This window comes from Herbaspirillum sp. Her2, from assembly GCF_057961375.1.
On record NZ_CM176331.1, the window covers coordinates 2,957,987 to 2,980,371 of the forward strand.

Consider the following 22,385-nt stretch of genomic DNA (forward strand, 5'->3'; position numbering starts at 1 on the left):
GAATCGATCGATGCCTGCCGAAAAGCAACAAGCGGCTTAATCCACATCAACATTCTGCCCTTTAAAAAGGGGCTTTCTATTGCAATAAAGGAAATCAAAATGCATTTGCATTAAAATACAAATGGTGAATTTGATTAATTTGATTTCAGATTGACACGTTCACCCAACATCCCCCGGAGTAAGCCATGCCCCTCAAACGTCTCAACAACAAGGTCAGGATCACCTCGCTGGTCCTGGCCATCCTGGGCAGCGCGCTGTTTGGTTATGCCTTGCTCAACGGCAGCCTCAGCAGCCGCGAAGCAGCGATCAAGAGCGGCGAGACCGCCACCCTCAACCTCGCCACCGGCCTGGCTACCCAGGTCAACCTGAGCTTTCGTGCGGCCGATCTGCTGATACAGGAAATCGCCGGACTGGAAGGCAGCCGCAGCCTCTCCCCGGCTGAACTGCAAGGCCTGGTGCAAGATCTGCTCACGCGCCAGAACCAGCTCTTTCCCGAACTGGACAGCCTGCTGGTCATCGACGAGCAGGGCCACACCCGGCAGCGCTGGCCCGCCCATGCAGAGCCGGCCGGCCTGTCCGGCATGGAACCGGCAATGGCAATGGCGCGCGGAGAGCGCCGTGTGGAGGACAAGACCGGTGGACTGCAGATCGGCACCCCGGTCATCAGCAGCGTCACCGGCCGCTGGATCATTCCGGTGACGCGCACGCGCCTGCGCCAGGGCAAGCCGGCCGGCGTCATCCGCGTGGGCGTGAGCCTGGACCACTTCATGCGCCTGTTCAACGAACTCAACATCGGCAAGCAGGGCTCACTGGTGCTGGCCAGCACCGACGGCAGCATGCTGCTGCGCCGACCCTACGGCAGCGAGTTCCTCGGCAAGAGCATGGCCGACCTGCCGCTCTATCGCGATCATGCGCAACAGCGCCAGTCGGGCTGGGCGGTGATCCAGTCGGCGCAGGATGACGTGCTGCGCCTGAACTATTTCACCCGGGTGCCGGACTATCCGCTGTTCGTCACGGCCGCTCTGGCCCATGACGAAATGCTGGCCGACTGGCGCGAAGCGCAGCGTGCGCAATTGCTGGTGATCGTCTCGGCGGCGCTGCTGGTCGGCCTGCTGACGGCCTACCTGCTGCGCGTGGTACGCATGCGCGATCGCGCCGAAGAAGAGATCGAAAAGAAGAACCTGTCCCTCAAGCTGCTCACCGAAAACCTGCGGGCACAGGCCATGCTGGATGGCATGACCGGCATTCCCAACCGGCGCTACCTGGATGAACAGCTGCAACTGGCCATGCGCAATGCCAGCCGCAGCAAGAGCGCCCTCTCGCTGGTGATGTTCGATGTCGATTACTTCAAGAAGTACAACGACCTGTACGGCCATATTCAAGGCGACTACTGCCTGCAGGACGTGGCCCGCACCCTGCGCGGGATGCAACGTCGCCATGGCGACCTGGCAGCACGCTACGGCGGTGAGGAATTTGCGTTGCTGCTGCCCGACACCGATCTCGACAATGCTCATCGCATCGCCCAGAAAGTCCTGGATGGTGTGCGCGCACTGGCGATCCCGCATCAGGGCAATGCCGGTGGCGTGGTCACCATCAGCGCCGGCGTGATGAGCTGCGTGCCACGGCCCGAAATGCGCATCGAAGATCTGTTCGCGGGAGCTGACCGCGCACTCTATCGCGCCAAGGAACGCGGCCGCGACCGGGTGGAAGACTGCCAGCTGCCGCGTCCGGTAACGCCTTCGATCAAACCGGATGCGGCCGCAGGAAATTCGTAGCGAAGCGCGCAGAAATCAAAGAGGAACTCGCAATAAAAATGAATGACATCCGGTGCGAATGAGATCACCAACATGTCTCCGCAGCTGACAAAATACTGGCTGCGGGAGCGATCCCGTCACGAAATCTCCATCGAAACTTTACACTTTGGTCACACAACGGACTAAGTCAATCGACCGGAAATGCCTGCCCATGCTGATTAAAAGGGGGCTCAGATGCACGGCGCATCCATGGTCGCAGGCAGTTTTTTCACAACTGTGAATTTCTCTTATAATTTGCAGCGCACCCCGCCCCCCCGACAAGAGCGGACTGGTGATGAGACCAGCATGGCCACCACGGCCTCCTCCTCGAAAATTACTCGCATTTCTAACCCCGCATGAGTTCACATCTGATGTCCGATCCGCTCGGCGCCATGCACCAGATCGAAGCCATGTTCATTGAACACCATGTCTGGTTGCGCACGCGCCTGCGGCGCAGCGTGGGGGGATGCCTTTGCCGCCGAGGACGTGGCCGCCGAAACCTTCACTCAGTTGCTCACCTCGCCGCCGCAGGAAGTGCGCGAACCGCGCGCGCTGCTGACCACGATCTCGTGCCGCATCGTCTACGAGCTGTGGCGACGCCGCGATCTGGAGGAAGCCTGCCTGCAGGCGCTGGCCGGGCTGACCGCCAAGGAATGCGCGGCCTTCCTGCTTTACAAGCTCGACGGCCCGACCTACCAGGCCATCGGTGAACAGTTGCGCATCACGCCCAGCGTGGCTCGCCGCTACGTCGCCAAGGGCCTGCTGCAATGCTACAAGGCCGCCGGCTTCGCGCCGCTGGGGTAAGCGCGCGCATGAAGAACGAAGACAAGATCGTTGAGCAGGCCATCGAGTGGATGCTGCAGATCGAACAAGGCGAACTGAGCAAAGGCGAACAAGCCGCCTTCGAACGCTGGAAAGCGGCTGATCCGCGCCATGCCGTGGCCTATGCCAATCTGGCGCAGTCGGTGCAGCAGTTCGACGTTCCGCGCCAGGTCGGTGCCGCCCCTCAGGTGCTGTGCAACACGCTGCAGCAGAAGAGCAGGTGTCGCAAGGCCCTCAAGCAGATCGCCATGCTGGCCAGGCTCACCGTGGGGGCCGGCCTGCTGGCCGACGGCAGCACTCTGATCTTCAACACGCGCAGCGCCATCGACCGGCAGATCGCAACGGGCATGCGGCAAATCCGCTTGTTGGCTGGCGAAATCCAGCCGCAGGTAGCGGCGCGTGCGGACCTGCCCTTCGTCATCCAGACCGTGCCAGCCTGCAGGGCCGTGCTGTCGAACAATCCAACGTCGACCTGACCGCCGAGCTGGTCAACATGATCGTGGCGCAGCGCGTCTACCAGGCCAATTCGCAATCCATCAAGGTGCAGGACACGGTATTGCAGACGCTCATCAGCCTGCGACGAGAAGGCACGCACGAGAACCGGTATGTCCTTCGCCTCTGCCCCTGCTGCCAACGGTGACGACCTCAATGCGGTCATGGAAGAAGCGGCCGCCGAAGCACGGCTGACCATGGGCACGCTGGGGCGCTGTACCGATTACGCACTGGTCGGTGTGCGCGGTGGCTCAGCTCAGCCCAGTCGCGCCGGACTCAAGGCCGCGGCATCGACCCCGAAGCGCGCGATATGCGCCGGCACCGGTTCGCCCCGGATCAGGGCCGCGTAGGCTTCGCCCGCCGCCGGTGACGACTGGATGCCATACCCGCCCTGCCCGGCAGCCCAGAACAAGCCCGGTACCCGGGTGTCGTAGCCGCCAACGAAACTGCCATCGCTCACGAAGGAACGCAGGCCGGCCCAGACATGCGCCGGGCGGCGGATCTCCAGGGTCGTGCCGTTCTGGATATGGTCGATGGCGATGGCGATATCCAGTTCCTCGGCCTGCACGTCGTGCGCTCCGACCGGATCGGCATTGGCCGGCGAACCCAGCAGCAGGCCGGCATCCGGCTTGATGTAGAAAGATTCATCGACCGGCATGAACATCGGCCAGTGGGCGCTCTCGGCCGGTGCCGCGAAGGTGAAGGCTGAACGCCGCTTCGGCACCAGTCCGATGGGTGCGGCTCCGGCCAGTTGCCCGATCTCGTCGGCCCAGGCACCGGCGGCATTGACGATGACGCCCGCGCGCAACTCGCCCTGACTCGTCTGCACATGCCACGTGCTCTCTCCCTGCTCATGGCCATGCTGCAGCGACTGCACCTCGGCATTGCACAGCACGCGTGCGCCCGCTGCCCGCGCGCCGCGCAGGAAGCCCTGGTGCAAGGCATGCACGTCGATGTCGCTGGCATCTTCCTCGTAGACCGAACCGATCAGGTCTTGCTCACGCAGCACTGGCACCATGGCACGGGTCTGCGCCGCATCGAGGCGCTGCACCTTGTCGGACACCGAACGTACCAGTGCTTCATGGGCATCGAGTTCCGCGTGCAAGGCAGCGGTCGCATAGAACAAGGCACCGCGCGGCGTCAGCAGTGCATGGTCGGCAAAGCCCTCGGGCGGATGATCGAAGAAGGCGCGGCTGGCGCAGGTCAGTGCGCGCACTTGCGGCGGACCGTAGCTCTCCATGTAGAGCGCGGCCGAGCGGCCAGTGCTGTGATAGCCCGGCTGCGATTCGCGCTCCAGCAGCAGCACGCTGCCGTGACGCGCCAGCCAGTAAGCGATGGAGGCACCGGCGATGCCGGCCCCGATGATGAGATAGTCGACGCGGCCTTGCTGGCTCATGGGCAAACTCCGTGATCTTTTCAGAGGGCGGCGATGACGGCCACTTCCACGTCCAGCCCCGGAGCCATCAGCAGTGCCTGCACGCAGGCGCGCGTGGGCGCATGGCCGGCAGGGACCCAGGCATCCCACACCGCATTGAAGGCAGCGAAATGCTCCGGGCTGGAGAGCCAGACATTGGCGCTGACGATACGCTCGCGCGCAATCCCCTGGGCCTGCAACTGGGCATCGACCTTGGCCAGCACTTCGCTGGCCTGCTGCGGGATGGGCGCACCCGGATGGTCCGCCACCTGGCCGGCGACGAAGGCAAAATTGTTGGCCAGCACCAGCTGGCTCATGCGGGCATTGGTATTGAAGCGTTGGATCGTGTTCATGGAATCGTTCAAGAATGAAATGATATAAATGGTTTATACCGCAGCCTGCGCCGCCGCTGCCGTCGCCGCACCATCAAAGATGGGCGGATGGGTAACCAGGGAGGTCAGCGCTGCGTTGACGGACTTCAGCTTCGCCAGGTCAGGCCGTGGCCGCCGCAATGTCTCATCGCCCGCGAACGCCGCCTCCAGCGCGCCGGCCCAGGCCAGCAAACGGGCATCGTCGCGGAAGGCACCGGTGACCTGCAAGCCGAAGGGCATGCCGCGATGATCGCGGCCGCAGGGCAGCGAGATCGAAGGATTGGTAACAAGTGTGACCACATAGGTCAGGGCCAGCCAGCGATAATAATTTTCCAGCGGCGCACCGTTGACCTCCTTCAGGTACAGCTCGCTCCACGGGAAAGGCGAGACCGGCGTGGTCGGCGAGAGGATCAGGTCATAGCGCGCATACCACTGCTGGAAGCGACGGAACAGGCGCGTCTGCTCGCCCTGCGCCCAAGCGCAGTCGGACAAGCTCATGGCCGCACCCATCTCGTAGTTGGCGCGGGTGTTGGGGCCGAGCGAAGCGGGATCGCGGCGATAGGCGGCCTCGAACCCGGCCACGAAGGCTTCGGCACGGATCACGTCGAAGGCGCGATGGGCCTCGCCCATCTCCATCTCCACGGGCTCGCAAACCTGCACGAAACGGCTGATGGCAGCCATCTTCTGGCGGAACACTGCGCGAATGCCCTCGTCCACTGCGCACACGCCGAAGTCTTCGGTATAGCCGATGCGCAGGCGCGACAAGTCCACCGGCGGCAAGGCCGCGAACGCCGCGTCATCGACCGCGTAGCTCAAGGGATCGCTGGCATGCAGGCCAATGGTGGCGCGCAATTGCAGCACGGTATCGGCCACATTGCGGCCCATCGGACCGACTACCGAAATCGGCGTCCAGCCCAGCAGCTTGCGCTCGCTCGGCACCAGTCCCGGCGAGGGACGGAATCCCACGACGCCGCACTTGGCCGCCGGAATGCGCAGCGAGCCACCGGTATCCGAGCCCGAGCACAGCGGCAGCAGGTCCACCGCCAGCGCCGCCGCCGAGCCTCCGGAGGAGCCGCCCGCATTGAGCAGCGGATTGAAGGGATTGCCGGTGGCCCCCCACACCGTATTGCGGCTGTTGGCCCCGGCCCCCATCTCGGGCACGTTGGTCTTGCCGGCCACGATGGCACCGGCCGCGCGCAGGCGCGCCACCAGCGCGTTGTCGTGTGCGGGGACGTTGCCGCGATAGATAGGCGAGCCGTAGGTGGTCAGCAGGCCTTCGGTTTCTTCGAGATCCTTGATGCCGATGGGCAGGCCGTGCAGCAGCCCCAGTTCAGCCCCGTCCATGACCGCCTGCTCGGCCGCACGCGCTTCCTTGCGGGCCCGCTCGAAGCAGGTGGCGGTCACGGCATTGATGTGGGGATTGAGGTCTTCGATGCGGGCGATGCAGGCGTCCAGCAACTCGACCGGAGAGACTTGCTTGCTGCCGATCAGCTGGCGCAGTTCGACGGCAGTTTTTTCGACGAGGGAATCAGACATGAATTTCCTTGTGAGTGGATCAGGCCGGCTGCATCTGGCCGCCGGTCTTGCTGGTGCGGATGAACAGGCTCACCAGCACCGAGAACAGGGCCGCGCCGATCAGGAAGCTGAAGGCGTAATCGTAGTTGGCAAAGGCGCTGACCAGGAAGCCGATCACCAGCGGCGAAATGAAGCCCGCCAGTTGCCCGCCCAGGTTGACCATGCCCACGCCGCTGCCCACCAGCTGCGCCTGCAGCAGTTTGGTCGGCAACGCGATGCAGGTGGCCAGCACGAAGGACTTGAAGAAGTAAGCCAGGCATTGCCAGGCGATGACGCCCTCGACGGTCGCGGCAGTGTACATGCAGTAGACGAAGACGGCGGTCAGCAGCGAAGAGGCAATCAGCAACAGCTTCTCGCGGCCATCGAAGAAGCGCACCATGACCCAGCCGCCGATGGCGGTCGACAGACCGGCCATGATATAGGGCAGCGGCAGCAACAGGCCGACCGCCTTGAGATTGAGGCCGCGCACGGTCATCAGATAGGTCGGCATCCAGCTGTCGAGCCCCTTGTTGATGATGGACAGGCCAAACCATACCGCCACGATCTTCCACATCAGCGGCATCCTGAGCAGGGCCGCGAAGGCTGCCTTGTTGATGGCCTTGGGACCGTCCTTGCCGGGCCGTACCGGACGCACGCAGAACCAGTACACGAGGGCGAACACCAGCCCGGCAATGCCGATGGTATGGAACACCGCGCGCCAGCCGAAATGCATGATCAGCGGTGCGATCAGCAGCGGGGCCAGCATGCTGCCGATGTAGTTGGAGGACATCAGCAGCGAGGACATCTTGGGCCGTTCCTCGCGGCTGAAGTTTTCTGCCACGCCCTTGACGCTGGCGGCCGGAAACGCGCCCTCGCCCAGACCGAAGATGAAGCGGATCACCACCAGGCTGGTCACCGACCAGGCCATGCCGGTCACGCCGGTGAAGACCGACCACAGCAGGATGGAAATGACGATGACGGGACGCGAACCGTAACGGTCCGCCAGCCAGCCGCCCGGCAGTTGCAGGAGGGAATAGCCGAGGAAGAAACTCGACAGCAGGATGCCAAGGTCGGAAGGCTTGAGCGCGAATTCGCTGGCGATCTGGGTCGCGGCGAAGGTGATGGCGGCGCGGTCGATGTAGGACACGCACCAGCCCAGGTACAGCAGCACCAATACCAGATACTTGTAGCGTCCCTCGCCCTGCGCCTTCGTCATTGCAGCCTGTGCAGCATCCATGAAGCCTCCCTCGCGACGCGACGGCGGGCACCCTGCCGCCGATCCGTGAACGCATCCTAAGCCTGCACATGGTTTGCCACAAGTACAAGTTTTCGAACCAGTGATTGCCGAATCGGCAAACCATTCCTACAATTCATGGATGTCCATCATCCATACCCGAGTGCTGCAGGAGACCGCCGTGCGCTACTTCCTCGAAGTGGTGCGGCGCGGCTCCATTACCGAAGCGGCCAATACGCTCAACGTCGCCTCCTCGGCCATCAGCCGCCAGATCGCGCGGCTCGAAGCCGAACTCGACACGCCGCTGTTCGAGCGCGTCTCGCGCGGCATGCGGCCCAATGCCGCCGGAGAACTGCTGGCCGCGCACGCGCTGCGCCAGCAACTGGAAGCCGAACGCATCGGCAATGAACTGGCGGCCTTGAAGGGCTTGCGGCGGGGTGAGGTGAAACTGGCGACCACCGAGGGTTTTGCATTGGAATTCGTACCGGCGGCGATCGAACAATTCTGCCGCCAGCACAAGGGCATCCGTTTCCAGCTCTCGGTGGGCAATGCAGTCCACGTGGCGCAGCAGATCCGCGAAGGCGCAGTCGACCTGGGACTGACCTTCACCATGGCACCGGATCCGGACATCAAGGTCGAGTTCGCGCAGCGCGCGCCCATCATGGCGGTGATGCGGCCGGACCATGCACTGGCCCATCGCAAGCAGGTCAGCCTGTCGGAACTTGCCCCGTATCCGCTGGCCATGCCGCAGAAGAACATCACCATGCGGCGCCTGATCGATGCCTGCTGCAGCCGCCGCAACGTGCTGCTGGAGCCAACCCTGGCGGCGGACTCCATCAGTGCCCTGCTGTGCTTCGTGATGTCCGGCGACGGCATCGGTTTCTCGGCCGCGCTGCCCATCCGCAAGCTGGTGCGCGAAGGACAGCTGGCCGCCCTGCCCATCCGCGACAAGGACATGAACACCCTGCAGCTGGAAATCCAGTCCCTGGCCGGACGCACCCTGCCCGATGCGGCGCGCGCTTTCCTCAACGCCCTGATTGCGCGCGCCAGCGGGCGGCACTGAACTTTTACGCCACTTCAGCGCCTTGCAGCACCAACAGCGGTGCCAGATGGAAGGAATGTTCCAGGCGCGCCTGCGGGTCTTCCATATGCTCGGCAATGACGCCCATGCAGGCCGCCACCAGGCAGCGCGCCACATCGATGGGCGTGAGCCCGCGCCGCAGCTGGCCGCGTTCATAGGCGATATTGAGGGCGGCGGTCAGATGCTGCAAGGCGCGCAGGCTCAGCGACTCGATACGTTCACCCAATTCCTCCGGCAGCTCGGGCGTGCCGCGATAACGCAGTACCACTTCCATGCGACGCCGCTGCTGTACGTTGCGCAGGAAGTCCAGCAGCTTCAGCCACAGCACCTCGCGCAGCAACAACAGCGGCTGCTCGCTCTGGCGATAGACCGCCAGTTCCGGACCGATGTCGAAAGGCCAGACCAGATCATCGAACACCGCATTGACCAGGGACAGCTTGTCCGGGAAGTGCCAGTACACCGCCCCGCGCGTAAAAGCCGCGCTGGCCGCCACGTGTTCCAGCGTGGTGGCCCGCACGCCGCGCCGGGCAAACGCGGCCAGCGCGGCATCAAGCAGGATGGCGCGGGTCTTGCCGGCGCGCGGGCTCATGGCGCGGCCGTGGCCAGGTCACTGGCGACAGGGCTGCCGGAGCGTTCCACCCAGCCGCCGCCGAGCGCCTTGTAGAAGGTCACCAGATTGGTCCAGCGCGACAGGCGCGTACCGATCAGGGTCTTCTGCGCCGAGTACAGCGTGCGTTGCGAATCGAGCACGGTGAGATAGCTGTCCACGCCGTTGTTGAAGCGCGCCTGCGAGAGCCGGTACGAGGCATCGCTGGCCTCCACCAGATCCTCCTGCGCCTTCAACTGGCGGCCCAGGGTATTGCGCTGGGCCAGTGCATCCGAGACTTCCTGGAAGGCGGTCTGGATGGCCTTCTCATACTGGGCCACGCTGATGTCGCGGCTGATGGTGGCGATATCCAGGTTGGCCTGGTTGGCACCGCCATCGAAGATCGGCAAGGAGATCTGCGGCACGAAACTCCACGAGCCCGAACCGCCCTTGAACAGGCCGGCCAGCCGCGCACTGGCCGTACCTGCATCGGCGGTCAGGCTGATGCTGGGATAGAAGGCCGCGCGCGCCGCTCCGATGTTGGCATTGGCGGCACGCAGCGTGCGTTCGGCCTCGACGATGTCGGCGCGCCTCTGCAGCAGGTCCGAGGGCAGTCCCGGTGGAATGGTCGCCAGCGGACTGGCGGCGGCCAGTGCGGTATCGGGCAAACCCTGCGGCAGCAGCCGGTCCGGCAGGTCCTTGCCCACCAGCAGCACCAGGGCATTGCGGTCCTGGTCGACCTGGGCGGTGTAGCTCTCCACGTCCACGCGCGCACTCTCCACGCTGGTCTGCGCCTGGCGCAAGGTCAGCGCCGAGGACGAGCCCAGCTCGAAGCTGCGCTGCGTGAGTTCGTAACTGCTGCTCTGGCTGGCCAGCGTGTCCTTGGCCAGCCGCAGGCGGTCCTGGTCGGAGGCCAGCGTCAGCCAGGCGGTGGCGACTTCGGCGATCAGGCTGATCTGGGTGCTGCGGCGAGCCTCGGCGGTGGAGAGGAAGGATTGCAGCGCCTGTTCCTTGAGGCTGCGGACTCTACCGAACAGGTCCAGTTCGTAGGCGCTGAAACCCAGCGTGGCGGTATAGCTGCGCGAGGTCAGCGCACGGCCGGTGGCCGACAGGTCGGCCGGCGTGCGGCTGGCCGATTCACTGGTGGCGGCGTTGATGGTCGGGAACAGTGCGGCGCGCTCCACGCCATATTGGGCGCGCGCCTTCTCGATGTTGAGTACGGCCACGCGCAGATCGCGATTGTTGGCCAGACTGAGGCTTATCACCTCCTGCAATGTCGGATCGGTGAAGACATCACGCCAGCCGATATCAGACACCGCCATGGCCGGCGTGCCGCTCGCGGCCGCTGCGCTGTGGTCGCCCGCAAACTGGCTCGCCACGGGGGCGGCGGGCCGCTGGTACTCGGGCATCAGGGTGCAGCCGCCCAGCAGCATGGCCAGCAGCAGCGGAGTCATCAGCACCCGGGGACGATGCGCGGCGCGATGGGTCAGGGAAGGATTCATGTCAGTGCTCCGGGGAAATCGCGGGTTGGCCTTGCGGCGCGGAGGATGGCTTGCGGGCGAACAGCTTCATGATGATCACGAAGAACAGCGGCACGAAGAACACCGCCAGCACCGTGCCCGAGAGCATGCCGCCGATCACCGCCGTGCCCAGCGCATGCTGCGCGCCGGCACCGGCACCGCTGCCCAGCACCAGCGGCAGCACGCCGAGAATGAAGGCCAGCGAGGTCATCAGGATAGGACGCAAGCGCATGCGCACCGCATCCATGGTGGCTTCCACCAGGCTCTTGCCATGCTCGTGCAGATCCTTGGCAAATTCCACGATCAGGATGGCGTTCTTGCAGGCCAGGCCGATGGTAGTGAGCAAGCCCACCTGGAAGTAGACGTCATTCATCTTCCAGGTCAGGATCGCACCCAGCAGCGCGCCGAACACGCCCAGCGGCACCACCAGGATCACCGAGAACGGCACCGCCCAGCTTTCATAGAGCGCCGCCAGCGCCAGGAACACGATCAGAATCGAGATCGAATACAGCAGGCCGGTCTTGCCGCTGGAGGCCTTTTCCTGCAGCGACAGGCCGGTCCACTCATAGCCGATGCCAGGTGGCATCTTGGCCAGGGCCGCTTCCACGATGGCCATGGCTTCACCGCTGGAGGCCGCCCCCGGCAAGGCCATGCCGAGGATTTCCATGGAGGGCACGCCGTTGTAGCGCTCCAGGCGGGGCGAACCGGAAGTCCAGCTGGCGGTCGAGAAGGCGCTGAAGGGCACCATGGTGCCGGCGCTGTTGCGCACGTACCAGCGATCGAGGTCGGAGGGCAGCATGCGGTATTGCGCATCGGCCTGCAGCATCACCTTCTTGACGCGGCCCTTGTCGATGAAGTCGTTGACGTAGCTGCTGCCCCAGGCGGTGGCGATGGTGTCATTGATGTCGGACATGGCCACGCCCAGTGCTCCGGCCTTGTCGGTATCGACATTGAGGCGGAACTCCGGTGTATCTTCCAGGCCGTTGGGGCGCACCGCCACCAGGCGCTTGTCCTGCATCAGCGTGCCCAGCAACTGGTTGCGCGCCTGCATCAGGGCGGCGTGGCCGAGGTTGGCTTCATCCTTCAGCATCAGGTCGAAGCCGGTGGCATTGCCCAGTTCGGACACGGCTGGCGGGGCGAAGGCGAATACGCGGGCATCACGGATCTGCGCGAAGGCCGCACCGGCCTTGGCCGCGACGTCGGTCACCGAGAGTCCGGGGCCCTTGCGCTCATCCCAGGGCTTGAGCTTGATGAAGGCAAAACCCATGTTCTGGCCGCTACCGGCGAAGCTGAAACCGGAGACGGCGAACACGCCCGATACCGCATCCTTCTGGTCCACCAGGAAATGATGCTCGACCTGTTCAATGACTGCATCGGTGCGCGCCTTGGTGGCACCGGAGGGCAACTGCAGGATCGCAAACAGCGTGCCCTGGTCTTCATCCGGCAGGAAGCCCACGGGCAGCTTCATGAAACCCGTCACCACCAGCGCCAGCAGCACCGCGTAAGCGGCCATGTAGCGCCAGCCGCGGCCCAGCATGTGGCGCACGATACCCTGGTAGCGCAGGTTGCCGCGATCAAACTGGCGGTTGAACCAGCCGAAGAAACCGGTCGTCGCCAGCGCATGGCCCTTGGCCGCGGGCTTGAGCAGCGTGGCGCAGAGGGCCGGTGTCAGCACCAGTGCCACCAGCACCGACAGCGTCATGGCCGAGACGATGGTGATGGAGAACTGGCGATAGATCACGCCGGTCGAGCCGCTGAAGAAAGCCATCGGCACGAACACCGCTGCCAGCACCAGCGCCACGCCGACCAGCGCGCCACTGATCTGGCCCATGGACTTGCGGGTGGCTTCCTTGGGCGGCAAGCCTTCCTCGGACATCACGCGCTCGACGTTTTCCACCACCACGATGGCATCGTCCACCAGCAAGCCGATGGCCAGCACCATGGCGAACATGGTGAGCGTGTTGATGGTGAAGCCGAACGCCGCCAGCACGCCGAAGGTTCCCAGCAGCACCACCGGCACGGCAATGGTCGGGATCAGCGTGGCGCGGAAATTCTGCAGGAACAGGTACATCACCAGGAACACCAGCACCACCGCTTCGATCAGGGTGCGTACCACTTCCTCGATGGAGATGCGCACGAAGGGCGTGGTGTCATAGGGCTTCTGCACCTTCATTCCGGCGGGGAAGAACTTCTCCAGCTGGGCTACGCGGGCATCGATGGCCTTGACGGTATCGAGTGCATTGGCACCGGTGGCCAGCTTGATGGCCAGGCCGGCTGCGGGCTTGCCGTTGTAGCGGCCGACCGAGGTATAGCTTTCGCTGCCCAGTTCGATGCGGGCGACGTCGCGCAGCTTGACGCGGGCGCCATCGGAGAGCGTGCGCAGCACGATGTTCTGGAACTGGTCGGCGGTGCGCAGGCGGGTCTGGGCCGTGATGGTGGCGTTGATCTGCTGGTTCTCGGCAGCAGGCAGGCCACCCAGCTGGCCGGACGAGACCTGCACGTTCTGCGCCTGGATGGCGTTCTTCACGTCCAGCGGCGTGAGGCTGTAGCTGTTGAGCTTGTTGGGATCGAGCCAGATGCGCATCGCATATTGCGAGCCGAAGAGCGTGGTATCGCCCACGCCTTCCACCCGGCTGATCGCATCCTGAATGTTGGCGGCCACGTAGTCCGACAGGTCGGAGCCGCTCATGCTGCCATCTTCCGAAGTAAAGGCCAGCACGTTCAGGAAGTTGGTGGCCGACTTGGTCACGGTAATGCCCTGCTGCTGCACTTCCGAGGGCAGCAAGGGGGTAGCCAGCGACAGCTTGTTTTGCACCTGCACCTGGGCGGTATCCGGATTGGTACCGTTCTCGAAGGTCAGGGTGATGGTCACCGAGCCCGACGATTCACTGGTGGAGGCCATGTAGCTGAGACGATCCAGCCCCTTCATCTTCTGCTCGATGATCTGGGTCACGGTGTCTTCCAGGGTCTTGGCCGACGCCCCCGGATAGTTGGCGGTGATGGCGATGGCCGGTGGTGCGATGGCCGGATACTGCGCAATCGGCAGGGTCAGCACCGAGATGGCACCGGCCAGCATGACGATGATGGCGAGTACCCAGGCGAAGATGGGACGGTCAATGAAGAAGCGAGCCATGATGTTTTCCCGCCTCTCAGTTGTTGCCGTTGCCGGCGCTGCCGTTGGCGCTGGCCACCGTGGTCTTGGGCGACCATGGCACCACCTTCACCTTGGCTCCGGCAGTGGCGCGCTGCTGGCCATCGACCACCAGCTGGTCGCCTTCCTTCAGGCCGCTGCTGACCAGCCATTGACTGCCGATGGCACGATCGGTCACCAGCGCGCGCTGCTCCACCACGCCCTCCGCATTGACCACGAAGGCTACCGGCTTGCCGGCACCGTCACGGCTGACCGCCTGTTGCGGTACCAGCAGGCCCTGCTGGCGCGCACCCTCCTGCAGCACGGCGCGCACATACATTCCCGGCAGCAGGTCGGTCTTGGGGTTGGGGAAGACTGCGCGCAGCGTGATGGCACCGGTGTCCTGGTTGACCGTCACGTCGGAGAACTGCAGCGTACCTTCCTGTGCGTAGGTGCGGCCGTTCTCCAGGATCAGCCTGACCTTGGCGCCGTTGCCGGACTTCTGCAGTTCGCCATTGGCCAGCGCTTCCTTCAGGTTGAGCCAGTTGGTGCTGGACTGGGTGACATCGACGTAGATGGGATCGAGCTGCTGGATGGTGGTCAGCGCCGTGGTCTGGCTGGCGGTGACCAGTGCGCCCGGCGTCACGCTGGACTTGCCGATGCGGCCGGAGATGGGCGCATCGACCTTGGCGTAATCGAGATTGATGCGGCTGGTCTGCACGTTGGCCCGGGCCGAACCGACATCGGCCTCGGCTTCGCCCAGGGACGCCACGGCGTCATCGTAATCCTGCTGGCTGACCGCCTTGATGGCCACCAGCTCCTTGTAGCGGCTGGCCTTCAGGCGCGCCGTCTTCACGCTCGCTTCGGCCTTGGCCAGGGCCGCCACGCTGCTGTCATAGGCTGCCTGATAGCTGGCCGGGTTGATCTGGTACAGCACCTGCCCGGCCTTGACGTCGCTGCCCTCGCGGAAATTGCGTGCCTTGATGATGCCGTTGACCTGCGGCCGCACGTCAGCAATCTGATAAGGCGAGGTCCGGCCCGGCAACTCGGTATGCAGTTCCACCGGCTGCGCGCGTACCGTCATCACGCCCAGCACGGGCGTACCCGCTGCCGGTGGCGCCCCGCCGGGCGGCTTGCCGCAGGCACTGAGGACACTGAGGATGGCCAGTGCAGCGACGGGCCGTAGGAGGGGTGTGGTGCGCATGAAGGACTCTCCGGAAAGGGAAGAAGGTTTTTATAACGATACCGAACTGTACAGTATTATTAATTGACAGTTCTTCCCCGGTCAAGCAATACTGAACACATCTGTACGAAAATGACACTTGTAAAGAAAACGGAGACAGTTCGATGAGAGTCAAGACCCCTGCCCGGCGCGAGGCCATCCTGGCCGTGGCGGCAGACGTGTTCAAGGAGATGGGTTTCGAGGGTGCGTCCATGGCCGAGATCTCGGCCCGCATTGGTGGCTCCAAGGCCACGCTGTATGGCTACTTCAAGTCAAAGGAGGAGCTGTTCGTGGCGGTGACCCACGGCGAGGCGAAGAAGCAGATGGAGCCGGCCCTGGCCGCACTGGACCAGGAGGTGGACGATCTGGCGAAGACCCTGCAGGTCTTTGGAGAAAAGGCGGTCAGCTTCCTGTGCCAGGAGAGCACCTTGCAGACGCACCGCATGATCGTGGCCGAAGCCGGCCGCAGCGACATCGGCCGGCGCTTCCATGAAGAGGGACCGAAGATGGGGATGGAGCGCATCGCCGCCTTCCTGAAGAAGCAGATGGCGGCCGGCCGCCTGCGCACCGCTGATCCGATGCTGGCGACCCTGCAGCTGTGCGCCCTGCTCGATTGCGAGACCGTCAAGCCGATGATGCTGGGGCTGGAGACCGGCATCTCGCGGCCGCGCATGAAGCGCATGGTCGGCCGCGCGGTGGAAACCTTCCTCGCGGCCTATGCCGTACCTGCCGACTGAGAACGACCGTCCTCAGAAGGTATGCCGGATCCCCAGTTGCACGCCGGTCTCGCTGGCACCGGCGTCCGGGCTCAGGGCCTGGCTGGCCGTGAAGCTGGCACCGGTCATGCGATAGGCAGCGGTATTCTGGTTGATCAGGCGTGAGGCCACCGCATACAGCCGCGTGCGCTTGGACAGGTCGTAGTTCACGATGAGGCTGAACTGGCGCGCGTTGTTGTTGTAGCGTGAAGCGTCTTTGACAAAGCCGCCACCTGCACCGACGGTAGTCTGCGCGTTGATGCGGTAGTCCGCCGAGAGGCTGTAGGTGTTGTGATAGTCGCCCGCCGTATTGCCGACCACGGCACCGGCCGGATCGTACTTGCCCGCCGGGTTGGTGAAGACATTGCCGGTGGTGGCCGAGATCACTTCGTTGGTGCGGAAGAAGGCCAGGTAGACCTTGCCGCTGCCATAGTCAACATTGCCGCCCAGCATGAACTGCTTCACGCTGTTGGTGTTGGTGGCGTTGTTGGCGTTGAGGTAGGCGCTGCCCACGTAGACCGGTCCCTGCTGGGTCTGCATGCCGATCTGGTAGACCGCATTGCCGGCGGTGCTGCCAGCGCGCTCGCCGACCGAGTAATGCAGCTCCAGCGTGGTATTGGCAAACTTGGGCGAGATGTAGCTGATATCGTTGTCCACCCGCGCCAGCCAGTTGGCGAAGTTGTTGTAGGCCGATCCATAGGTGGCCGCACCGAATGCATCCATGTTGCCCGAGTAGAGGAACATGACGCTGTTCTGCCGCCCCACGCGCACTTCGCCGAAGCCGCCGCCGAGACCGACCCAGGACTGGCGGTCGAAGTAACGGTAGCTGTTCTGCAGGCCGCCGGTGCTCGGATCGAAACCGGTTTCCAGATTGAAGCTGGCGCGATAGCCACCGCCCAGATCCTCGACGCCCTTGAAACCGAGACGGCTGGTCATCTGGCCATTGTTGCCCATGGCCCAGAGCGAGGTGTCCTTGCCGCCGACGGTGCTCTTCTGGTAGGCCGTATAGACATCCACTACGCCGTAGATGGTGACGGAACTCTGCGCGAAAGCAGCGGGAGCGGCGGCCAGCAGCAGGGCTGCCGGGATGAGGCCGAAGCGGCGATGAAACGGTTGATGCGACTGCATGGATCTCTCCTCCTGTGGTGAAACCTGTTATGGAATGAAACCTGGGTTGAACCGGCATGGCGCGCGCAGCCTGCGCCCTGCCGCGACGGCATGCGCAAGCTGACAGCTGCGATGAATCAGTCTTGTTGTTCGAGACGCTTCTTGACGATCAGCGCCAGCGGCACCGTGAAGAAGAAGTGCGACATGAAGCCACCGATGATGATGGCCGGGTCGTAGTAGTTGGGATGGTTGTCTGAGGCGATCATGATGGCCACGTGCATGACGATCCAGGCGATCACCGCATAGACCAGGGCCGCCAGCGTGGCTTCATGCCCCCGACGGCGCAGGTGCGGCCACGCTGCGGCAAACAGGATGCCCCACACCAGGGTGAAAAAGAAATGAATGCCGGTGCCCAGCAGGTAGGCCAGCGGGCCCAGTGACTCCTGGACGTCCTTGCCGAACACCAGGCCGGTGGCGTTGCGCGGGATGCCGGCCAGCGGCATCAGGTGCTGCGCACCGACCCAGACCAAGGCTTCATAAATCCAGATGATGATGCCGCCGGTGAGCCCGCCGATGATACCGGCGCGCAGCATGGCGGAGCGGCTCTTCCAGCCGGACGTGGGACGGTCCGCATCGAGGGCGGCCGCGTGGGTGGCGGTGTGCATGGTGTCTTCCTTCTCCTTGGATTGGCGAAATATCGGGACCGTGTTGGCCCGTCTTTGTGCTGCGCTTGATGCGCCTTCTTGTTGTGGTCGTGCGCCTCTTCTGCGTGGACGCTCTCTTCTTCCCCTCACGGCTCCTTGTCAGGTTCAGCCTGTGGGTCACACAAGATCAGTCGATGTATTTCAAGCCGGCCGCCTCCAGCGGCGCGCGCATCTGGTACATGTCCAGCCCCAGCACGCCGGCGGCCAGCTGGGCGCGCTTCTCGCCTTCCAGGGCTTCGCGCTTGCGGGCCACCTCGGCCACACGCACGGCGTCAGCGGCAGGCACGGCCACCACGCCATCATCATCGGCCACGATCACATCGCCCGGATTGACCAGGGCACCGGCGCAGATCACCGGCACGTTGACCGAACCCGGTGTGGCCTTGATGGTGCCCTTGGCACTGATGGCACGGCTCCACACCGGGAAGCCCATTTCCTTCAACACCTTCACATCGCGCACACCGGCATCGATGATGAGGGCCCGCGCACCGCGGGCCATGAAACTGGTGGCCAGCAGGTCGCCGAAATAGCCGTCGGTACACTCGGCGGTGATGGCTGCCACCACGATGTCGCCAGGCCGGATCTGCTCGGCCACCACGTGCATCATCCAGTTGTCGCCGGGGTGCAGCAGTACGGTCACGGCGGTGCCCGAGATCGTGGTGCCGGGATAGATGGGACGCAGATAGGGCTTCAACAGGCCGGTGCGGCCCTGCGCCTCATGCACGGTCGCCACGCCGAACTGGCCGAGCTGTTGTACGGCCGCGGTATCGGCGCGTTCGATCTGGCGCTTGACCACGCCAAGCTGGTTGATCAGGGGAGTGCTCATGCTGTCAGTCCTTTCGCGTTGAGGGCGGCATCCAGGCGCGGGTAGACGCGGCGGGCATTGCCTTCGTAGATCTGGTGGCGCTCTTCGGGGCTCAGTGCGGCCGCCTCGATGTAGCGCTTGGTGTCGTCGTAGTAGTGGCCGGTCTGCGGATCGATACCGCGCACGGCACCGATCATCTCGGAGGCGAACAGCACGTTCTCTACCGGGATCACGCGCGTGAGCAGGTCGATGCCCGGTTGGTGATACACGCAGGTGTCGAAGAAGATGTTGTTGAGCAGATGTTCTTCCAGCAGCGGCTTCTTCATCTCCTGCGCCAGGCCACGGAAACGGCCCCAGTGATACGGCACGGCACCGCCGCCGTGCGGGATCAGGAACTTCAGCGTCGGGAAATCCTTGAACAGGTCCGAGGTCAGGCACTGCATGAAGGCGGTGGTGTCGGCATTGAGGTAATGCGCACCGGTGGTGTGGAAGCAGGCATTGCAGCTGGTGCTCACGTGGATCATGGCGGGCACGTCCAGCTCCACCATCTTTTCGTAGAGCGGATACCAGGCGCGGTCCGACAGCGGCGGCGCAGTCCAGTGTCCGCCCGAGGGATCGGGATTGAGATTGATGCCGACGAAACCATATTCGCGCACGCACTTCTCCATCTCGGCAATCGAGGTACGGATATCGGCCCCCGGCGACTGCGGCAGCATGGCCGCACCGATGAAGTGATCGGGAAACAGCTGCGCCACGCGATGGCACAGCTCGTTGCAGATAGCCGCCCAGGTCTGGCTGGTGTTGAGATCGCCAATGTGATGCGCCATGAAGGAAGCGCGCGGCGAGAAGATGGTGAGATCCGCACCGCGTTCGCGCATCAGGCGCAACTGGTTGCTTTCGATGGACTCGCGCAGTTCGTCGTCGCTGATCTTGAGCTCGGCCACCTTGGGACCGAGTCCGGGCGTGTTCAGGTGGGCGATCTGCCGGTTGCGCCAGTCTTCCAGCGCCTTGGGGGCGGTGGTGTAGTGGCCATGGCAGTCAATGATGAGGGAGTCTCGCATGGGATTCAGGAATGGTCGGTCAGGAGTTCGGCGGGGATCAGCACCTCCCCGCGCAGGATGGGACGCGCCGTGCGCAGCAGCGCGGCACGCAGGATTTGTTGCTGGTCGTGCGGATCCAGCTCCAGCGCAACGCTGAATTCGCCGCTGGGATGCTCCACCGAGACGGTGCGCTGCAAGCCGCTGCCAGGCAGCGCCAGCCCCTGGGCTACCGAGCCTTCCAGCACGCAGGCGGTGGCGACGGTGACGGCGGCCAGCACACCAATGGCCTCGTGGCAGACATGCGGGATGAAGCAGCGGGTGCTGATCGTGCCGCCCGCCACGGGGGCCGACAGCAGGCACATCTTGGGATAATTCCTGGCACTGACCTCCCCCAGCCCCATGAGTGGACCGCAGGCCAGTCGCAGCGCCTCCAGTCTCTCCTTCAGGAACGCATCGGCATTGAGGACAGCCACGCTTTCATCACCAGTCAGGCCGAAATCAGACGCACGCACCAGTACCATGGGCATGCCATTGTCGATCAGGGTGACGGCCGTCTCGCGCTGCTCACCGCTGGGCGTGACATAACGCACGCTGTCCTGCACGCGCCCCGTGGGCAGCATGGCAGGGCAGACCGAGCCCGCCGTGTCGAGGAAGTTGATGCTGACAGGTGCCGCCGATCCCGGCACGCCATCGATACGGGTATCGCCCCGATAGCGCAGGCGGCCGCCCGGTGTCTGTACCGTCACATCGCACTGCATGCCGGTGTTGAGTGTGAGGATGCGCGCGGTGGTGGTCTCGGGACCGGCGACGATGAGGCCGCGCTCGATGGCAAAGGGCAGCACGGCGGCCAGCATGTTGCCGCAATTGGGCGTGGTATCGACACGGTCCGATTCGGGCTGCAACTGTGCGAACAGGAAATCCAGATCCACCCCGGTCACGCGGCTGCGGCTGACGATGCCGGCCTTGCTGGTCAGTGGGTGGGCACCGCCGAGGCCGTCGATCTGACGACGATCGGGCGATCCCAGCGCGGCCAGCAACACGCGGTCGCGCGCAGCGATGTCCGCTGGCAGATCATCGGCCACGAAGAAGGGACCACGCGAGGTGCCACCGCGCATCAGGGTGCAGGCAATGGCCAGCAGGTCGGACGCGTCAGCGTCGCCGGGAGAAGGGAAATCGAGGTCAGGCACGGCGCTTTACCTTTGAAAACAATGGCGTCGAGTATGCGTGAGCGCCCTGTCGGCTTGGTTGCGTTGTGGGCCTTCCTCTGTTCTAATTTTCTAATCGCGCTCAGAAATCAATATCCCGGATCGTCTCGCCATGGCCCTGCTCAACCTGCGTCACCTGCACGTCTTCAATGTCGTCGCCACTACCGGCGGGGTGCGCCGCTCCTCCGACACGCTGCTGCGCGCCTCCTCGGCGGTGGCGCGCTCGGTAGCGGCGCTGGAGCAGAGCCTGTCGGCGCAACTGTTCGAGCGCAAGGGGCGCGGCATGCTGCTGACCGCCGCCGGCGAAGCCGTCCGGCTGCGGGTCGAGCGCATCGAAGCCGAACTGCGCGAAGTGCGCGACGATGCCCTGCGCCTGCGCGACCGCAACGGCCAGCCGGTAGGCAGCCTGGACGCGCTGTTCAATGAACGCCGCCTGCAGGCCGCCGCGCTGCTGGCCGAAACGCATCACATGCCCAGCGTGGCGCGCCTGATGGACGTGTCGCCCTCGGCGGTGAGCCAGGCCTTGTCGATGCTGGAGGGCATCCTCGGGCAGGCGCTGTTCTTTCGCACCGCGCACGGGATGTTGCCCACCGATGCGGGCCGCCGCTGGACCGAACGCTTCGGCCGGGCGCTGGCCGAACTGCGCCATATTCCGGAAGACATCGCCGCCCTTGACGGTGTGGTGCAAGGTACGGTGACGGTGGGGGCCTTGCCGCTGGCGCGCTCGCAACTGCTGCCGGCGGCCATGACGCGGGTGCTGGCACGCCATCCGCGCCTGCAGATCCGTTCGCTGGAAAGTCCCTATGAAGAGCTGGCCGCCGGCCTCATGAGCGGACGCATCGATTTCATCGTCGGCGCATTGCGCGCCTTCTCCAGTGACACCTTCGACATGCGGCCACTGGTGGCCGACAGTGCCGCCCTGATCGCACGGGCCGGCCACCCGCTGGCGCGCCGCAAGAAGCTGTCCTTGCGTGATCTCGACGGCTATCCCTGGGTGCTCTCACGGGCCGGGACGCCCTTGCGCGATTCCATCGAGCAATTCTTCCGCGACAGCCACTGGCCGGCGCCCCGCCCTGCGGTGGAGACCGGCGACCTGGCGCTGCTGCGCGGACTGCTGGTGGGCAGCGACATGCTCACCGTGATCTCGGCCCATCAGCTGCAGCATGAGATCGCCACCGGGCAGCTCACTACCCTGCCCTTCGCCATGCGCGGCATGGAGCGCCGCATCGGGCTCATGCAGCGCAAGGGGGCCCATCTGTCGCCCGGTGCCCGGGCACTGCAGGAAGCCATCGAAGCGGTCGCCGCCGCGCTGGACTGAACGCTGCAAGCCCGCAGGCGGCGGCTTGCGGCCCTGCGGACTGCACTTTCCGGGGACCGCAATAAATCCATCACGATTAGCAAATGGCAACGCTCCGGTAGCCGAAAGCAATACTCGCCAGCCCTCCCCGTCTTACACTTTGTGCCAAGTCGAGGCACGCTGGTGCTGCCTGGACAGGTAATTCCCAAGCCGCGTGCAGACAAGCCGGCAGATCCCGACAATTCGACACCAT

General features: G+C 64.5%; 19 protein-coding genes and 1 pseudogene. 7 read left to right on the top strand and 13 right to left on the bottom strand.

Annotated elements, in window-relative coordinates:
* Positions 1–185 precede the first annotated feature (185 nt).
* The 4 genes and pseudogenes from ACWHXP_RS13435 to ACWHXP_RS13450 all read left to right on the top strand — a co-directional run.
* The gene (locus ACWHXP_RS13435) at positions 186–1,775 is read left to right on the top strand and encodes a sensor domain-containing diguanylate cyclase (RefSeq protein WP_489635775.1); all 1,590 of its coding nucleotides are present in this window, start codon (positions 186–188) and stop codon (positions 1,773–1,775) included.
* 444 nt (positions 1,776–2,219) lie between these two features.
* Positions 2,220–2,597, top strand: a complete 378-nt coding sequence (locus ACWHXP_RS13440) for a sigma factor-like helix-turn-helix DNA-binding protein (RefSeq protein WP_489624963.1) — start codon at positions 2,220–2,222, stop codon at positions 2,595–2,597.
* A gap of 8 nt (positions 2,598–2,605) precedes the next feature.
* Positions 2,606–3,091: a DUF4880 domain-containing protein gene (locus ACWHXP_RS13445; protein ID WP_489637742.1), complete on the top strand. Its 486-nt coding sequence runs from the start codon at positions 2,606–2,608 to the stop codon at positions 3,089–3,091.
* Positions 3,052–3,195, top strand: a pseudogene (locus ACWHXP_RS13450) (flagellar basal body rod C-terminal domain-containing protein); the annotation flags it as partial. The gene ACWHXP_RS13445 and the pseudogene ACWHXP_RS13450, both read left to right, overlap by 40 nt.
* A gap of 168 nt (positions 3,196–3,363) precedes the next feature.
* On the opposite strand, the gene ACWHXP_RS13455 reads toward ACWHXP_RS13450, so the two are convergent.
* Genes ACWHXP_RS13455 through ACWHXP_RS13470 form a run of 4 tightly spaced genes read right to left on the bottom strand, consistent with a single transcriptional unit; the run spans position 3,364 to position 7,683 of the window.
* Positions 3,364–4,503 (bottom strand): NAD(P)/FAD-dependent oxidoreductase, encoded by a 1,140-nt coding sequence (locus ACWHXP_RS13455; RefSeq protein ID WP_489624961.1) that lies wholly within the window; start codon positions 4,501–4,503, stop codon positions 3,364–3,366.
* A gap of 20 nt (positions 4,504–4,523) precedes the next feature.
* The gene (locus ACWHXP_RS13460; protein WP_134221747.1) at positions 4,524–4,874 is read right to left on the bottom strand and encodes a RidA family protein; all 351 of its coding nucleotides are present in this window, start codon (positions 4,872–4,874) and stop codon (positions 4,524–4,526) included.
* A gap of 33 nt (positions 4,875–4,907) precedes the next feature.
* A complete protein-coding gene (locus tag ACWHXP_RS13465) occupies positions 4,908–6,428 on the bottom strand; it encodes an amidase (RefSeq protein WP_489635774.1) in 1,521 nt (506 codons plus the stop codon).
* A gap of 19 nt (positions 6,429–6,447) precedes the next feature.
* Positions 6,448–7,683, bottom strand: coding sequence for an MFS transporter (locus ACWHXP_RS13470; protein WP_489635773.1), 1,236 nt, complete (start codon positions 7,681–7,683; stop codon positions 6,448–6,450).
* Positions 7,684–7,822: 139 nt separating this feature from the next.
* On the opposite strand from ACWHXP_RS13470, the gene ACWHXP_RS13475 reads away from it, so the two are divergent.
* Positions 7,823–8,743: a LysR family transcriptional regulator gene (locus ACWHXP_RS13475; protein ID WP_121038122.1), complete on the top strand. Its 921-nt coding sequence runs from the start codon at positions 7,823–7,825 to the stop codon at positions 8,741–8,743.
* A 4-nt stretch (positions 8,744–8,747) separates the two neighbouring features.
* On the opposite strand, the gene ACWHXP_RS13480 is transcribed toward ACWHXP_RS13475, so the two are convergent.
* The 4 genes from ACWHXP_RS13480 to ACWHXP_RS13495 are packed head-to-tail and all read right to left on the bottom strand — an operon-like array spanning position 8,748 to position 15,201.
* Positions 8,748–9,350 carry a TetR/AcrR family transcriptional regulator gene (locus ACWHXP_RS13480; protein WP_034330032.1) on the bottom strand — a complete coding sequence of 201 codons (603 nt, stop codon included), beginning with the start codon at positions 9,348–9,350 and terminating at the stop codon, positions 8,748–8,750.
* Positions 9,347–10,849: an AdeC/AdeK/OprM family multidrug efflux complex outer membrane factor gene (gene adeC, locus ACWHXP_RS13485; RefSeq protein ID WP_489635772.1), complete on the bottom strand. Its 1,503-nt coding sequence runs from the start codon at positions 10,847–10,849 to the stop codon at positions 9,347–9,349. The genes ACWHXP_RS13480 and adeC overlap by 4 nt, the downstream gene beginning before the upstream one ends.
* Before the next feature lies 1 nt (position 10,850).
* Positions 10,851–14,000 carry an efflux RND transporter permease subunit gene (locus ACWHXP_RS13490; protein ID WP_489635771.1) on the bottom strand — a complete coding sequence of 1,050 codons (3,150 nt, stop codon included), beginning with the start codon at positions 13,998–14,000 and terminating at the stop codon, positions 10,851–10,853.
* 16 nt (positions 14,001–14,016) lie between these two features.
* Positions 14,017–15,201, bottom strand: coding sequence for an efflux RND transporter periplasmic adaptor subunit (locus ACWHXP_RS13495; protein WP_489635770.1), 1,185 nt, complete (start codon positions 15,199–15,201; stop codon positions 14,017–14,019).
* 143 nt (positions 15,202–15,344) lie between these two features.
* Here ACWHXP_RS13495 and ACWHXP_RS13500 point away from each other — a divergent pair, with 143 nt between their 5' ends.
* A complete protein-coding gene (locus ACWHXP_RS13500) occupies positions 15,345–15,956 on the top strand; it encodes a TetR/AcrR family transcriptional regulator (protein ID WP_489635769.1) in 612 nt (203 codons plus the stop codon).
* Positions 15,957–15,968: 12 nt separating this feature from the next.
* Here ACWHXP_RS13500 and ACWHXP_RS13505 read toward each other — a convergent pair whose 3' ends face one another.
* The 5 genes from ACWHXP_RS13505 to ACWHXP_RS13525 form a co-directional block, all read right to left on the bottom strand.
* The gene (locus tag ACWHXP_RS13505; RefSeq protein ID WP_489624954.1) at positions 15,969–17,102 is read right to left on the bottom strand and encodes a porin; all 1,134 of its coding nucleotides are present in this window, start codon (positions 17,100–17,102) and stop codon (positions 15,969–15,971) included.
* Positions 17,103–17,218: 116 nt separating this feature from the next.
* The gene (locus tag ACWHXP_RS13510; protein ID WP_489625537.1) at positions 17,219–17,674 is read right to left on the bottom strand and encodes a hypothetical protein; all 456 of its coding nucleotides are present in this window, start codon (positions 17,672–17,674) and stop codon (positions 17,219–17,221) included.
* A gap of 238 nt (positions 17,675–17,912) precedes the next feature.
* Positions 17,913–18,596, bottom strand: coding sequence for a 4-carboxy-4-hydroxy-2-oxoadipate aldolase/oxaloacetate decarboxylase (ligK, locus tag ACWHXP_RS13515; protein WP_310160667.1), 684 nt, complete (start codon positions 18,594–18,596; stop codon positions 17,913–17,915).
* 11 nt (positions 18,597–18,607) lie between these two features.
* Positions 18,608–19,651 (bottom strand): amidohydrolase family protein, encoded by a 1,044-nt coding sequence (locus ACWHXP_RS13520; RefSeq protein ID WP_343741960.1) that lies wholly within the window; start codon positions 19,649–19,651, stop codon positions 18,608–18,610.
* Between the two features lie 5 nt (positions 19,652–19,656).
* Positions 19,657–20,817, bottom strand: a complete 1,161-nt coding sequence (locus ACWHXP_RS13525) for a 4-oxalomesaconate tautomerase (protein WP_489635768.1) — start codon at positions 20,815–20,817, stop codon at positions 19,657–19,659.
* Between the two features lie 130 nt (positions 20,818–20,947).
* Between ACWHXP_RS13525 and ACWHXP_RS13530 the strand changes: the two genes are divergently transcribed.
* Positions 20,948–22,153 (top strand): LysR family transcriptional regulator, encoded by a 1,206-nt coding sequence (locus ACWHXP_RS13530; RefSeq protein WP_489624952.1) that lies wholly within the window; start codon positions 20,948–20,950, stop codon positions 22,151–22,153.
* The last annotated feature ends 232 nt before the right edge of the window (positions 22,154–22,385 follow it).

Coding starts and splice junctions, on each gene's coding strand:
- ACWHXP_RS13465 (WP_489635774.1), bottom strand. CDS start 6,428: ATGTCTGATTCCCTCGTCGAAAAAACTGCCGTCGAACTGCGCCAGCTG.
- ACWHXP_RS13510 (WP_489625537.1), bottom strand. CDS start 17,674: ATGCTGCGCGCCGGTATCATCGGCGGGCTCACCGGCGGCATCATCATC.
- ACWHXP_RS13435 (WP_489635775.1), top strand. CDS start 186: ATGCCCCTCAAACGTCTCAACAACAAGGTCAGGATCACCTCGCTGGTC.
- ACWHXP_RS13500 (WP_489635769.1), top strand. CDS start 15,345: ATGAGAGTCAAGACCCCTGCCCGGCGCGAGGCCATCCTGGCCGTGGCG.
- ACWHXP_RS13530 (WP_489624952.1), top strand. CDS start 20,948: ATGGCCCTGCTCAACCTGCGTCACCTGCACGTCTTCAATGTCGTCGCC.
- ACWHXP_RS13495 (WP_489635770.1), bottom strand. CDS start 15,201: ATGCGCACCACACCCCTCCTACGGCCCGTCGCTGCACTGGCCATCCTC.
- ACWHXP_RS13470 (WP_489635773.1), bottom strand. CDS start 7,683: ATGGATGCTGCACAGGCTGCAATGACGAAGGCGCAGGGCGAGGGACGC.
- ACWHXP_RS13520 (WP_343741960.1), bottom strand. CDS start 19,651: ATGCGAGACTCCCTCATCATTGACTGCCATGGCCACTACACCACCGCC.
- ACWHXP_RS13490 (WP_489635771.1), bottom strand. CDS start 14,000: ATGGCTCGCTTCTTCATTGACCGTCCCATCTTCGCCTGGGTACTCGCC.
- ACWHXP_RS13440 (WP_489624963.1), top strand. CDS start 2,220: ATGTCTGGTTGCGCACGCGCCTGCGGCGCAGCGTGGGGGGATGCCTTT.
- ACWHXP_RS13475 (WP_121038122.1), top strand. CDS start 7,823: ATGTCCATCATCCATACCCGAGTGCTGCAGGAGACCGCCGTGCGCTAC.
- ACWHXP_RS13445 (WP_489637742.1), top strand. CDS start 2,606: ATGAAGAACGAAGACAAGATCGTTGAGCAGGCCATCGAGTGGATGCTG.
- adeC (WP_489635772.1), bottom strand. CDS start 10,849: ATGAATCCTTCCCTGACCCATCGCGCCGCGCATCGTCCCCGGGTGCTG.
- ACWHXP_RS13505 (WP_489624954.1), bottom strand. CDS start 17,102: ATGCAGTCGCATCAACCGTTTCATCGCCGCTTCGGCCTCATCCCGGCA.
- ACWHXP_RS13480 (WP_034330032.1), bottom strand. CDS start 9,350: ATGAGCCCGCGCGCCGGCAAGACCCGCGCCATCCTGCTTGATGCCGCG.
- ACWHXP_RS13455 (WP_489624961.1), bottom strand. CDS start 4,503: ATGAGCCAGCAAGGCCGCGTCGACTATCTCATCATCGGGGCCGGCATC.
- ACWHXP_RS13460 (WP_134221747.1), bottom strand. CDS start 4,874: ATGAACACGATCCAACGCTTCAATACCAATGCCCGCATGAGCCAGCTG.